Below are 12,474 nucleotides of genomic sequence, written 5' to 3'. Positions count from 1 at the left end.
GGGGCGGGTGGTGCCGCCGTGGCTGACCCCCAGGAGGGTGCCGTGCACGGGGAGCTTCTGGGCGTGCCGGAGCACGCCGGGGGCGGCCCGGGCGGTCTGGCGGCGGCGATGTACGGCGCCTCGGAAGGGCTGCGGACCACTCTCGTCGATGCGGCGGCCTTCGGCGGCCAGGCCGGTACCTCCTCCAGGATCGAGAACTACCTCGGGTTTCCGGCCGGACTCTCGGGCGCCGAGCTGGCCACGCGGGGGACGATCCAGGCGGCGAAGTTCGGGGTCCGGCTGCACCGCAACGCCCGCGCGGCGGCCTTCGCCAGCAAGGACGGCATACACACCGTCACCTGCGACGACGGACGGACGTTCAGGGCGCGCGACGTCATCATCGCCACCGGAGCCGACTATCGGCGCCTGACCGTCTCCGGGATCGACGACTGGGAAGGCAACGGCGTCCACTACTCCGCGACGGTCGCCGAGGCCGGGAACGCGCTCGGACGGCCCGTGGCCGTGATCGGGGGCGCCAACTCGGCAGGCCAGGCCGCCATGTTCCTGGCTCGCACGTCCGATCCGGTGTACCTCCTGGTACGGGGACCCGACCTCGGCCACTCGATGTCCCGCTACCTGATCGACGCGGTCACCTCCCATCCGAGGATCCGGGTACGCGTCCGGACGGAAGCGGTGGGCGTCACGGCGGATTCCTCGGTCACCGGGCTCGACGTGGTGGACCGGACCACCGGGCAGCGCTCCGCCCTGGAGGTCGCCGCGGTCTTCGTGTTCATCGGCGCCACGCCGTGCACCGGTTGGCTCGGCAACCAGCTGGCGACGGACTCCGGGGGCTTTCTGCTCACGGGACACGACCTCGACGCTCTCGCGGCCGGCCATCGCGCGCCGTTCCCTTTCGAAACGAGTGTCCCCGGCGTGTTCTGCATCGGCGACGTGCGGAGCGGGAGTGTCAAACGCGTCGCCACCGCGGTCGGTGAGGGTTCCGCAGCGGTACGGCTCGTCTTCGAGCGGCGCCGGGCCGACGGGGAGGACATGGTGTGACCACCGGCCCCGCTGACGACAGGATCCGGCCCGGTCGCCGCGTCTCACCTGTCCAGGTGATGCCGCAGCGCACCGACCGTCGGGAACGATGCCCGCAGCGGCGGCTTCGCGCCGGATCGACCGTCCACACCTGGAGGGCACATGCCTGTCTCGAAAGCACATGCAGCCTGGAACGGCGACATCCCCAGCGGGTCCGGGACCTTCACCGCCGGCGACAGCATCACCGGGGGCGTGACCTACAGGTCCCGCTTCGAAGGCGGCCCCGGATCCAACCCGGAGCAGCTGATCGGTGCGGCTCACGCCACCTGCTTCTCCATGGCGCTCGCCAGCACCCTGGCGAACGCCGGCTTCCCCGCCGAGTCCATCGAGACAGACGCCTCGGTGACCCTGCGGCCGGTCGACGGCACTCCCACGATCACGAAGATCGAGCTCGTGACGAGGGGCCGGGTCCCCGGGGTCGGGGAGGCCGAGTTCCGCGAGTTCGCCGCATCGGCGAAGGCGAACTGCCCGGTCAGCCGTGCACTGGCAGGCGTCCCCGAAGTCACCCTGCAGGCGACTCTCGCTGACGGGTGAGCCGGGCTGTCCCGGCTCAGCCGAGCGCGTCCATCAGGGCGGTGACGTAGGCGTCCAGCCGCCTCTCCACGGCCCGCGTCGTCAGCTCCGTCCTCCCCGCCTCCTGCCACGGCCGCGCCACCCACCGCACCCCCGATGCGAACGCCAGCGCGTCCAGCAGCCGCCAGTACAACCGCTCGCTCGCGGTCGCGGCCAGCGCCCCGCCGGCCTCCTCGTACGCCTCGGCGAACCGCAGACCCCACGCCGGGCCGTGCAGCATCGCGAGATTGGTGGAGCAGTGGGCCACATCGAGGTCCGCCGGACCCCAGGAGGTCTGTACCCAGTCGACGACCCCGGTGATGCGGAGACCTGCCAGGCCCGGGGGCTCCACGTCGAACAGGACGTTGCCCGGTTGGAAGTCCCGGTGCAGGAACCGCCCCTCATAGGGTGGCGGCGGCCGGCGGATCACGTCGGTCGCCGCGGCCCATGCCGCCGCGTCCGCGCCGTCCGGAGGGACGACGGCGTCGGCGGTCGTCCATGCCTCGTACTCCCGGGGACGCTCGGCGGGGCGCAACGCGTTGATCGCCGCGAGTTGACGGGCCAGCAGGGGTACGCGCGCCTCCAGTCCCTGGTCGTCAAGGACCGTCCGGCCCGTCAGATGCGTCATCAGGAGTGACGGATACTCGCACTGCGCGGCGGTTGGATCGACCCCGACCGGTCCGGGAGTCGGCACCCCGGTCCCCGTGAGCAGGGCGAGGACACCTGCCTCGCGGTTCAGCATGACCTCGGCGTGCTGCACGAAGACCGGGTCGACGAAGGTCCGCAGTACCAGGTCGCGGGTGCCTCCGTGCGGCGTGCCGATGGTCAGCCGCCGCATCTCGGCGGTGATGCCGCCGTGCAACGCCTCGGTTCTGACGATCCGTTCGCCGTCCTGCAGATGCCGGCTCACCCAGGCCAGGGTCAACGGCCGGACGGCCCCCGCCTCATCGTGGTCGATCACCGTGCCACCCCATCATCCGGACGGCGGCCCACGCAAAAGGTTTCGCCGGAGGCGGCGGCGTCGTGTTCAGCGGCACACCTGGGCCCGGCAAGAGACCACCCCGGTAGGTCACCCCTGCTCGCCGGAAGCCGACCGTGGGCGGTGAGCCCACGAAGATTTTTTCCCGGCACAGGGAACGCTTGCCGATCGCCGCACCCACCCGGTGGTTCGCTGGCGCCGGCAGGCGGTCGTACGGCCGTGGCCGTCGGCCGTGTGCTCAGGCACCTGAGGCCGGGCCGAGGGAGTCGACGCCGTCCATGAAGCTCAGCATCTTGGCGTCGAGCAGGTCCGGGTGGTCGATGGCGGGCCCGTGGCCGGTGTCGGCGACGATCTCGGCGCGGGCACCGGCGATCAGGCGCGGCACGCGCTCCAGTTGGCGCTTGGGGTGCACAAGCAGGCTGCGCTGGCCGAGAACGAGGTAGAGCGGGGTGTGGATGGTCCGCAGTTCGCTCTCGGTCAGCGGCAACGGCGCGGGGCGGCGTATCCGGAAGGCGCGGACGCTCGCCCTGACCATCGCACGCAGCTCTGGAACGACGAGTACCGGCTGTTCCAGCCAGGAGGCGAGGCGCGGGCGCAGCGCCCGGGGAGCGAAGGTCGCGAAGAGGCTGATGAAGATCCACGTGAAGAAGCGCAGGCCCACCTTCTCCAGGCCGCCCGGGTCGAGCAGGGTGACCGAGGCGAGCCTGCCCGGCCTGCGGTGTGCCTGGTTGAGCGCCAGCCAGCCGCCATAGGAGGAGCCGACGAGGTGGACGCGGTCGAGGCCGAGCGCGTCGAGTGCCTCGTCGAGCCACTGGGCCGCGCGCTCAGGCTGCCACATCGGTTCGCGCTGGACGCTGCGTCCGGGGTCGCCGGGGGTGTCGAGCGCGTACACGGGGCGTTCGGCACTGAGCCCGGGGGTGTTGGGGTACCACTGGGCGGAGCAGCCTCCGGCACCGTGGATGAGGACGACCGGGGTGCGGGACTCGGCAGCGGGGTCCGCGGGGCCGTACCGGTAGACGTGCGTGGTGCCGAAGCCCGTCTCCACGTCCGTCTCGGAGCGGGCGGGTGCGCCCATGGCGTAGAGGGCGTCGCAGGCGGCGAAGTACCGGTCGCGCAGGGCGTCGTTCACATAGCGGCCGACGTCGCGTCGCGGGCGGGTTCGGGTGGTGTTCTCAGACACCGAGGGCACCTCCGGGAGATCCATTCTTCGTGATACGACCGTACCACGATGTTGATACGGCGGTACCATAAAGAAGTTCCGGGGGCCTGCCCTCAAGCTCACCATCGACGGGCGGAGACACGAGCCATGCCAAAGCGGGTGGATCACGACGAGCGACGCACTCAGATCGCGGAGGCGCTCATCCGGGTGGCGGGACGGCGCGGACTGCACACCGTCGGCATGCGGGACGTGGCAGCCGAGGCCGGGGTGTCACTCCGACTGGTGCAGTACTACTTCCAGACCAAGGAGAAACTGCTCTTCTACGGCCTCCAGCACCTGACCGACCGCTTCACCGCACGCGTCGGCGCACGCCTCCGCGACACCGGGCCGGCCCCGGGCCCACGCGCCACCGTCGAGGCGCTGCTTCTGGCCTCGCTCCCGACCGACGAGGAGACCCGCACCTTTCACCTGCTCTACACCTCGTACGCGATCCTGTCCGTGACCGACGAGGCACTCGCCGCCCAGCCCTTCATCGACCGGCCCGACGCCGCCGAGAACGCCCTGGCCGACCTGCTCGGGCAAGCACAGGAGGCCGGACTGGCAGGCCGCGACATCGACACGCGCACGGAGGCGATCAGCCTCCTCGCCATGTCCGCGGCCATGGGGACCAGCATCCTCGTGGGCCAGCGGACTCCGGAGTCGGCCGTCGCGGTACTGCACCACCACCTGGACCGGATCTTCAGCACCTGACGTCGGTGTGCTCGCAGAGGCACCCGGCAACCTCTTCATAGGGTTACACCCCTTGCACACCCACCCTTCTTTCGGAACTCGTCAAGCCGATGACGGACGGGGTTTTCGCAGGTAAAAGGCGACGAGGGGCCGGGGCGCACATGATCCCACCGTTCCCGCACCCCCTGCCCGAGGTCCCTGGACGCTGAAGTCGTCACCTGTCAGTATGGGTATGTGGATGCGTTCGTCTTCGTGAGTGGCCGGCTGTGCCTCGATCTGGCAGGCACCATGCTGTGGCGCCGCAGCCTGCGCACGGAACTGCTGGATTCCCCGGATGACCTGCGGCGCTGGATCAGCGCGGCGGACATTCTCGACGACCCCGGTCCCGTCGACTCCCGGGCGCTGGAGCGAGTCCGCCGTCTGCGTGAGGCGGTGTACCTGGTCGCCGGGAACTGGCCCCTGGGCGACCACGCGGATGCCGCCGTCAAGGACGCTCTCGCGGAGGTGAACGAGGCGGCCCGGCTTCCACTGCCGAGGCGTCAGATCGACGAGTCGGGCCGGGCGACGCGCACCGGCGGCGTCGACGAGGTCCTCGGCGCGGTCGGCTACGACGCCGTGGACTTGCTGAGCTCTCCCCAGTTCGCACGGATGAAGGAATGCGCCAACGACGACTGCACGCGCCTCTTCGTGGACTTGTCCCGCTCCGGCGCGCGGCGATGGTGCGGGATGGCGGAGTGCGGAAACAGGAACAAGGCCGCCGCTTTCCGTAAGCGGCACAAGCAGCAGTCTGCGGGGTGACCGGCGTCCGGGGGTCCGGGGGTGTCACGATCTCGCGGCCGGCTCTCCCGACGGAGGGCCGGCCGCGGGATCGTGCGGGTGCCGCCCGGTCAGTGGTCGCCGCGGACCGCGAGTGCGTCGATCTCCACCAGCAGCCCTGCCGGAAGGCCGACATACACCGTGGTGCGGGCGGGCAGCGTCTCGCAGCCGTGGGCACCGAAGTACTCGCGGTAGGCGTCGTTGAACTCCGCGAAGTGACCGGTGCCGGTGAGGTGGACGCGGACCATGAGGACGTCCTCCCACCCGGTGCCGCCCTCGACGAGGATCTCGCGCACGTTGTCGAGCGTCTGAAGGGTCTGGGCGCGCACCGACGCCTCAGGGGCCGGTGCTGACGCGTCCGGCGCCGCCGGGGCGACACCGACCTGGCCGGCCACTTGCAGCAGAGGTCCGATCGAGACCCCTGGTGAGAAGGGGCCGGCTGTCCTGGCGCGGGAGTCGGGGACGATGGCTGTCTTCGTTGCCACGTGGTTCATGGAGTGTGTTCGCTCCGAAACGAGAGGGTGTGCGGGGGCGGATCACCGGGCCAGTGCCCGGTCCGGGGGATCACATGTCGGCCGCGAGCGCCCGGGTGAGGCCCGCCAGGATGTCCTCCAGGACGGCGTGGGACGTCGCGAAGTTCAACCGCAGGAAGTCGGCGGCGCCGGGGCCGAAGGGGGTGCCGCCGTCCAGCAGCACACCTCCGGCCTTGCGCACCCGGTCCACCGGCGGCTCTTCCAGCCCCGGCAGCCGGGCGTCGATCCAGGCCAGATACGTGGCCTCCGGCGTGTGCTGACGCAGCTGCGGCAGTCGTGTGCGCAGCACCTGTTCGACCCTGTGCCGGTTGCGGTCCAGGACGGTCAGCAGGTCGCGCTGCCATGCGTCTCCGTCCCGCCACGCGGCCTCGGTGGCGACCACGCCCAGCGGGGACACGGCGCCGTACAGATCCGGCGGCTGGGCGTCCCGCAGCGCGAGAAGCCGGTCCGGGCCGTAATGGGTGACGGCGCAACGGATCGCGGCGAGGTTGAACGCCTTGCCTGCGGACGTCAGCGTCACGGTCCGGCGAGCCGCGTCGGGAGACAGGCTCGCGAAGGGGATGTGCCGGTGCGGGGAGTAGACCAGTTCGGCGTGGATCTCGTCGCTGATGACGAGCAGGTCGTGGCGCCGGGCGATGGCGGCGAGCTCTTCCAGCTCCGCCCGGGTCAGCACGCGGCCGGTCGGGTTGTGCGGGTTGACCAGCACCAGGACCTTGCAGCCCGCCCGTGTCACCGCGGCGTCGAGGGCGGCGAAGTCCATCCGCCACCCCTGGTCCGTGTCCAGCATCGGGACGGGGACGGCGGGCCGTCCCATGGTCGCCAGTGTGGCGAGGAACGGAGGGTAGTTGGGCGTCTGGACGGCGACCGCGTCGCCGGGGCTCGTCGCCAGGTGCAGGACGAGCTGGAGGCACTGGATCAGGTCGGTCTGCTCGCGTACCCGGTCCGCCTCCGCCTCCCATCCGTAACGGTCGGCCATCCGGCGGGCGAAGGCGGTGCGCAGCGGGCTGCCGTCCGGCCAGTCCGGGTAGCCGAGGTCGCGTCGCTCGACGGCGTCACGCAGCGCGTCGGTGACGGCCGGCGGGACGGGGAAGTCCATGTCCGCCACCCAGGCGGGCAGTACATCCGGTCCCGGGCGATGCCACTTCACGCTGGAGCGGGCACGCAGCCACTCGCGATCCAGATCGTCGAAGCCGGGCAGCCGCAGCGACTCGGACGGCACGGCGTTCACAAGGAAGTTCATGAGGAGGCTCCCCGCTTCAGCAGATCGCGGGTGATCTGGATCTGGCCGTGGTGCTGGGCGAGTTCCTCCAGCACATGGAGTTGGACGCCCTGCACGCTCAACGGGCGGTCCGGACCTTCGAAGTCGGCGGGCGGCGTGTTGCACGGTGCCGACGCCGCGGTGACCGCGGCGAGGTCGGCCTCGAGCTGCTCGAACAAGTCGTCGACCTGCCGGTGAAGGTCCTTTCCGTGCCCGGTGGCCGTGAACTCCGACTCACGGTCACGGTCGACCTCGCGTCCCGCGATGACATGACCGGTCCAGTAGTCGGCGACCGCCGCGCAGTGGTACGCGATCGCGTAGACGGAGTTCGCGCCGGGCAGCGGCGGGCGGGTGTTCCCCAGGTCGTCGCCCAGATCGTCCAGCACGCCGAGCATTCCGTCGAAGGCGCGACGCAGGAAGTACAGGTACTCGTTCTGATCTTGCACGGGAGGGGTTCCTCATCAGTGGGGAGGCGGCGCTGACCACATCCGCTGCGGGTCGCCGTGAACCAGGCGACTTGATAACCATCCAATGCGGTTACTCCGCCAGAGTGGAGCGAGGTCACATTGCTTGTCAATAGGGCAAGCTGTCCAGAGATCACGCTGCTCAGAGGTCCAAGGATCACTCAAGGCTGCCTGACAGATGCGACCGGGACGAGCAAACTGCACGCCTGACCGCGAGACTCGCGAACCCTATTGACAGGTTATTTTCCGGGTGCCACGGTGAGCCATCACCTGGAGCGGCAGGACTCACCGCTCTTTCGCCGGCAGCGCGCATGCACCGAGGTCCACGACTCCTCGAAGCGGCGGACCGGCGCACCTGGGACACCGCCGAGCGACGCCGCGTGCCCCCTCACACCCCCAAACCACTACGGACCCTCAGGACGACACCATGAACGAGAACCGTGCACCGGCAGACCCGGCGAAGAGACCGCTCACCGAGCATCACGGCATCAGCCCGATCGACGACAATCACCGGCACGGCCGTGAGCGCGACCAGTTCTCCATGCGTTTCGCGCCCGTCGTCTACCTCGCACCGGTGGTACTCGGCGGAGCGGGCATTCCCCTCGGCCTGGGGCTGACCGGCAGCATCACCGCGATCGTGGCCGGCAACCTCCTCGGTTCGCTGGCCACCGCCGCCTGCGCCGTGATGGGACCGCGCCTGGGCATACCGCAGGTCACCATGGGCAGAGCCGCGTTCGGCCACCGCGGCAACTACCTGCCCGCGTTCCTCGGCATCCTGCTGTTCATCGGCTACTTCAGCCTCGGCACCGTGCTCGGCGCACGCTCACTCGCGACCATGACCGGGCTGCCGTACACGCCCATGGTCCTGGTGGTCGCCGGCCTCAGCGTGCTGATCGCCGTCTTCGGCTACGACGCCCTGCAAGCCGTGGGCCAGTGGCTGACCCGCGTCAGCCTGGTGGTCTTCGGTGCCGTGTCCGTCGCCGTGCTGCTGCACGGAACCGGGCCCGCCGGCGTCCCGCACCCCGCCTCGGGCCACTATCTGACGACATGGCTGCTGGTGTGCAGCGTCATCTTCTCCTACACCGTCAGCTGGACCATCTACGCCTCCGACTACTCGCGCTACCTCCCCGCGAACGGCCACGCCGGAAGCATGTTCCGCTGGGCGTTCGGCGGAATCTTCACGTCTGCCACCTGGATGATGGTGCTGGGAGCCGCACTGACGCAGCTGGCCGGCGGCGACCCGCTCGCCGGGCTCGGCGTCGTACTGCCCACCCCGCTGCTGAAGACGGTGCTGGCCGTCCTCGTGATCGGCGCGCTCTCGCACAACGCAGTCAACCTCTACAGCGGCGCCATGGCAGGACTGACCTGCGACCTTCCGCTGCGTCGCAGCACCGTCGTCGTGGCCGGCGGAGCAGTCGGCTGTGCGCTGTCCGTCCTCCTGGGCGGCTCGGACTTCCAGTCGCACTTCAACACCTTCCTGCTGATGGTGTCGTACTTCGTCATGCCCTGGCTGGCCATCCTGCTCATCGACTTCTACCGGACGCACCGAGCCGGCCACGATTACCCCGAGCCCACCGCGTTCCAGGACAGGAACGGCCCGTACCGCGGCGCACGCCCCCGCGCGCTCCTCGCCTTCCTCCTGGGCATCGCGGCGTCCGTGCCCTTCATGGCGACCGACGCCTACACCGGCCCGGTCGGCCACCTGCTGGGCGGCGTCGACATCAGCTACGCGGCCTCCTTCATCGTGACCGCCGCGACCTACGGACTCCTCAGAAAACCCCACACCGCCGCGGAGCCCTCCGTCCTGGACCCGGCTCTCACCCGGCACGCGAGCTGAACCGACGACGAGTCAGCAGGCGCCGACGGCGGTGCGGGCGACCACGATCTCCGTGGCCGCCTGCACCGTCGTACGCCGCCAGGGCCGGGGCAGGCCTCGTCACTCCGGACTCGTCAGCCCTTGCCTTGGAGCCTGCGGGCGACTGCGAGGTGAAGGGCGTCCCGACAGGCCAGGACGGCCGGGTGCCGGCTGCGGCCGGAGCGTACGGCTGTGTAGACGCGCCGTGCGCGCCGGCCGCGCGGGAGTTGCCGCAGGGCGACGCTCGGGTGCCGTCCGCTCCAGACGAGGCCGGGCAGGAAGGCGGCGGCATGCTGCTGCTCGACGAGGCGGAGATGGAACAGGATGTCGGTGGTCTCGAACCGTACGTCGGGTTCGAAGCCGGCGTTGCGGCACAGGGCCGTGCTCCAGTGCCGGGCGGTCGTGCCTTCCGGTTCCATGGCCCAGGGGTGGTCCGCGAGTGACCGCAGCGCAGCCATCGGGCTCTCGGTGCCACCGTCGTCCGGCGGCTTCGGCAGCGCGAGGTGGAGCGGGTCGTCGAGCAGGTCCTCCTCCTCGATCGCGGCGGGCCGCGGGCTCGGGTTGCCGGGGTATTCCTCGGCGATGACCAGGTCGAAGTCGCGGGCATGCAGGGCCGGCAGGGCCTGTTCGGGCTCCATGTGCGTGACGTGGACCCTCAGGTGCGGGTGCAGCTCACGCAGGACGTCGAGCGCGGCCGGGACCAGGGCCAGGGCGGCCGTCTGGAACGAGGCGATGCGCAGGGTCCCGGTCAGGTCCGCCAAGGAGGTGGCGATCTCCGCTTCCGCGCGCTCCAGGCGTTCGAGAACGGCTTCGGTGTGCGCGACAAGGATCTCGGCCTGTTCGGTCAGCCGCACCCGTCGTCCGACGGGTTCCAGCAGCGGGACGCCCACTTCGGCTTCCAGTTGCGAGAGTTGCTGGGAGACGGAGGACGGGGCGTACGACAGCGCCGCGGCGACGGCCGCGAGCGTGCCCCGGTGCTTGAGTTCGCGGAGCAGGCGCAATCGGTGCAGGTCGAACATCGGCAGACCACCCTCCTCGCGGACACACGGCGACACCTGAACGATGTGCTTTTCCGATGAATATAAGTCGAAAACATCCACTCGACCGAACATAAGCAGCCGCTGCACCCTGGGAGTGTGACTGAGAACGTCTTCTCCCCCCGACCCCTGCCGTGGTCCGTACGGCCCGGCGCCCGCACCTGGCGGTGTGCACCCGCACCCGCCGAGGTGCGCGCCTTCCATGCCGCGCTCCCCGGCTACTCACCCACCCCGCTGACCGAACTCCCCGCCCTGGCAGCCGAGTTGGGAGTCGGCCGGGTGTTCGTCAAGGACGAGTCGTGCCGTCTCGGGCTACCCGCGTTCAAGGTGCTGGGCGCGTCCTGGGCAGTCCACCGCACCCTTGCCGAGCGCGCCACCGGGGGTACGGAACCAGGCCCGGTCACCCTGGTGACGGCAACCGACGGAAATCACGGCCGGGCGGTGGCCCGCACGGCACGCCTCCTCGGGCAGTACGCCCATGTCTTCGTCGCGCGGGGCGTGCATCCGCAGGCCGTGGCGGCCATCGCCGCCGAGCAGGCGAAGATCACCGAGGTCACGGGTTCGTACGACGAGGCCGTACGTCTGGCCGAGCAGGCGGCCGCCGCACCCGACGCGATCCTGGTCCAGGACATGGCGTGGCCGGGCTACGAACGGATACCGGGGTGGATCGTCGATGGCTACTCCACCCTCACTGCCGAGATAGACGAGCAGCTGACGGCCGAGGGGATCGACGCCGGGCCCGACCTGGTCTGTGTCCCGGTGGGTGTGGGGTCACTGGCCCAGTCCGTGATCACCCACTACCGGAGCCGCCCGTCCGGACCGGCTCCGGCGCTGCTGTCGGTGGAACCCGAGACCGCGGCCTGCGTCCTGGCAAGCCGCGCCGCCGGCGAGCCCGTCAGCGTCGCCACCGGCCACACCGTCATGGCCGGGCTGAACTGCGGCACCCCCTCCAGCATCGCCTGGCCCTACCTGCACGGAGGGCTGGACGCCGCCGTGGCCGTCTCCGACACCGACAGCACCCGCGCGGCCGCCACCCTCGCCGCCCTCGGTGTCCCGTCGGGACCATGCGGAGCCGCCACCCTCGCCGGACTCCGCGCGGCGCTCACCGGCGCCGGCGCAGAGAAACGCCGTGCGGCACTGGATATCGACACGACCTCGGTGATCGTGCTGCTGAGCACCGAGGGCCCGGCGGCCAACCCGCACTCCACCACCGATCACTGAACGCGCACCACCCGCAAGACGCCTGCCGTCGGCGCTGTGGACGAGGGTCTCTTCGAGTCGGCAGCCGATGCGGAGCCGTTCGACGGTGGCGATGAGGTTACGGGGCCCGGTGGTCCAGAGTTTGCCGACCGGGCCGAGTTCGACGGCGACCTCCTGTGTGATCAGCACTTGGGGGTCGTCGAGCAGGCAGACGTGTCCGCCGACGGTGCTGCGCCGGTTGCCGCGCTCCGTCATCCCGGCCCTTCGGAGAGAGTGCCGTCGCCCACTCCGCGAGGGCGGATTTCGCCAAGGTCGGTTCGGCGACAATCGGCCGGTGACTCAACCTCTGAATCGTGGCCGTTCACTCGAAGAGCTGGAACACGACTACTGGCCGGCCCCGTCGGCTGACGCCACCCGTCTTGTCGCTACGACTCACGCCTTGCGGCGCCGGCCGATCAGCGAGTTGGCCGTCGAGGAAATGCGCCTGTTGATCAGGCAGGAGGTGGGGCTGCCCCACCTCCTGCCATTGGCGCTTGAGGTACTGCGGGACAACCCGATGGCAGAGGGGGACATGTATGCAGGTGATCTGCTGTCCGCAGTTCTCTCCAGGAACCCCGTGGTCTGGGCCGAGTTTCCCGAACTGCGCCAAGAGCTACGTGGGATCGTCTCGAAGCTGACCGGCCTTCCGTCCGACCTGCAGCGGGAGATCGAGCGATTCCTGGCTCGATAGGGCACCAGCGTGGGGCATCACGGACGGCCCAATCACCTGACTTCTCGCGGGAACAGGCGTGGTCCCGGTCGCGTCGGCATCCAGG

General features: G+C 70.4%; 13 protein-coding genes. 7 read left to right on the top strand and 6 right to left on the bottom strand.

Features of this window, described 5'->3' with window-relative positions; translation table 11 throughout:
* Positions 1-1,038, top strand: a 1,038-nt coding sequence (locus KVT45_RS37620) for an NAD(P)/FAD-dependent oxidoreductase (protein ID WP_217553676.1), incomplete at its 5' end; no start/stop codon positions are given.
* Between the two features lie 141 nt (positions 1,039-1,179).
* The gene (locus KVT45_RS37615) at positions 1,180-1,611 is read left to right on the top strand and encodes an OsmC family peroxiredoxin (RefSeq protein WP_217553675.1); all 432 of its coding nucleotides are present in this window, start codon (positions 1,180-1,182) and stop codon (positions 1,609-1,611) included.
* Between the two features lie 16 nt (positions 1,612-1,627).
* On the opposite strand, the gene KVT45_RS37610 is transcribed toward KVT45_RS37615, so the two are convergent.
* Positions 1,628-2,590: a phosphotransferase gene (locus tag KVT45_RS37610; RefSeq protein WP_217553674.1), complete on the bottom strand. Its 963-nt coding sequence runs from the start codon at positions 2,588-2,590 to the stop codon at positions 1,628-1,630.
* 256 nt (positions 2,591-2,846) lie between these two features.
* Positions 2,847-3,788, bottom strand: coding sequence for an alpha/beta fold hydrolase (locus KVT45_RS37605; RefSeq protein WP_217553673.1), 942 nt, complete (start codon positions 3,786-3,788; stop codon positions 2,847-2,849).
* A gap of 126 nt (positions 3,789-3,914) precedes the next feature.
* Here KVT45_RS37605 and KVT45_RS37600 point away from each other — a divergent pair, with 126 nt between their 5' ends.
* Positions 3,915-4,517 carry a TetR/AcrR family transcriptional regulator gene (locus KVT45_RS37600; RefSeq protein ID WP_217553672.1) on the top strand — a complete coding sequence of 201 codons (603 nt, stop codon included), beginning with the start codon at positions 3,915-3,917 and terminating at the stop codon, positions 4,515-4,517.
* 213 nt (positions 4,518-4,730) lie between these two features.
* Positions 4,731-5,294, top strand: coding sequence for an ABATE domain-containing protein (locus tag KVT45_RS37595; RefSeq protein WP_217553671.1), 564 nt, complete (start codon positions 4,731-4,733; stop codon positions 5,292-5,294).
* An 89-nt stretch (positions 5,295-5,383) separates the two neighbouring features.
* Here the strand turns inward: KVT45_RS37595 and KVT45_RS37590 are convergent, their stop codons facing one another.
* The 3 genes from KVT45_RS37590 to KVT45_RS37580 all read right to left on the bottom strand — a co-directional run bounded on the left by KVT45_RS37590 (position 5,384) and on the right by KVT45_RS37580 (position 7,549).
* Complete coding sequence (locus KVT45_RS37590; protein WP_217553670.1) at positions 5,384-5,806, bottom strand: RidA family protein; 423 nt, start codon at positions 5,804-5,806, stop codon at positions 5,384-5,386.
* A 70-nt stretch (positions 5,807-5,876) separates the two neighbouring features.
* On the bottom strand, positions 5,877-7,085 hold the full coding sequence (locus KVT45_RS37585; RefSeq protein WP_254647908.1) for a MalY/PatB family protein: 1,209 nt from the start codon (positions 7,083-7,085) through the stop codon (positions 5,877-5,879).
* Positions 7,082-7,549 (bottom strand): DinB family protein, encoded by a 468-nt coding sequence (locus tag KVT45_RS37580; RefSeq protein ID WP_217553669.1) that lies wholly within the window; start codon positions 7,547-7,549, stop codon positions 7,082-7,084. The genes KVT45_RS37585 and KVT45_RS37580 overlap by 4 nt, the downstream gene beginning before the upstream one ends.
* Before the next feature lie 445 nt (positions 7,550-7,994).
* On the opposite strand from KVT45_RS37580, the gene KVT45_RS37575 reads away from it, so the two are divergent.
* Positions 7,995-9,404 carry a cytosine permease gene (locus KVT45_RS37575; RefSeq protein ID WP_217553668.1) on the top strand — a complete coding sequence of 470 codons (1,410 nt, stop codon included), beginning with the start codon at positions 7,995-7,997 and terminating at the stop codon, positions 9,402-9,404.
* Between the two features lie 113 nt (positions 9,405-9,517).
* On the opposite strand, the gene KVT45_RS37570 is transcribed toward KVT45_RS37575, so the two are convergent.
* Positions 9,518-10,441, bottom strand: a complete 924-nt coding sequence (locus tag KVT45_RS37570; RefSeq protein ID WP_217553667.1) for a LysR family transcriptional regulator — start codon at positions 10,439-10,441, stop codon at positions 9,518-9,520.
* A gap of 117 nt (positions 10,442-10,558) precedes the next feature.
* Between KVT45_RS37570 and KVT45_RS37565 the strand changes: the two genes are divergently transcribed.
* Together KVT45_RS37565 and KVT45_RS37560 are read left to right on the top strand one after the other, a co-directional pair.
* Positions 10,559-11,680, top strand: a complete 1,122-nt coding sequence (locus tag KVT45_RS37565) for a diaminopropionate ammonia-lyase (protein WP_217553666.1) — start codon at positions 10,559-10,561, stop codon at positions 11,678-11,680.
* A 313-nt stretch (positions 11,681-11,993) separates the two neighbouring features.
* Positions 11,994-12,389: a contact-dependent growth inhibition system immunity protein gene (locus KVT45_RS37560; protein ID WP_308310983.1), complete on the top strand. Its 396-nt coding sequence runs from the start codon at positions 11,994-11,996 to the stop codon at positions 12,387-12,389.
* Positions 12,390-12,474: the final 85 nt, after the last annotated feature.

Source organism: Streptomyces sp. GbtcB6 (genome assembly GCF_019091475.1).
GTDB classification, from domain to species: domain Bacteria; phylum Actinomycetota; class Actinomycetes; order Streptomycetales; family Streptomycetaceae; genus Streptomyces; species Streptomyces hyaluromycini.
The sequence above is the reverse complement of the archived record's forward strand: the minus strand, read 5'-3'. Positions and strand labels throughout refer to the sequence as shown.

What these genes read in the sequence shown, in the direction of transcription:
- KVT45_RS37590 (WP_217553670.1), bottom strand. Translation starts at nt 5,806, where the DNA reads ATGAACCACGTGGCAACGAAGACAGCCATCGTCCCCGACTCCCGCGCC.
- KVT45_RS37615 (WP_217553675.1), top strand. Translation starts at nt 1,180, where the DNA reads ATGCCTGTCTCGAAAGCACATGCAGCCTGGAACGGCGACATCCCCAGC.
- KVT45_RS37585 (WP_254647908.1), bottom strand. Translation starts at nt 7,085, where the DNA reads ATGAACTTCCTTGTGAACGCCGTGCCGTCCGAGTCGCTGCGGCTGCCC.
- KVT45_RS37600 (WP_217553672.1), top strand. Translation starts at nt 3,915, where the DNA reads ATGCCAAAGCGGGTGGATCACGACGAGCGACGCACTCAGATCGCGGAG.
- KVT45_RS37570 (WP_217553667.1), bottom strand. Translation starts at nt 10,441, where the DNA reads ATGTTCGACCTGCACCGATTGCGCCTGCTCCGCGAACTCAAGCACCGG.
- KVT45_RS37575 (WP_217553668.1), top strand. Translation starts at nt 7,995, where the DNA reads ATGAACGAGAACCGTGCACCGGCAGACCCGGCGAAGAGACCGCTCACC.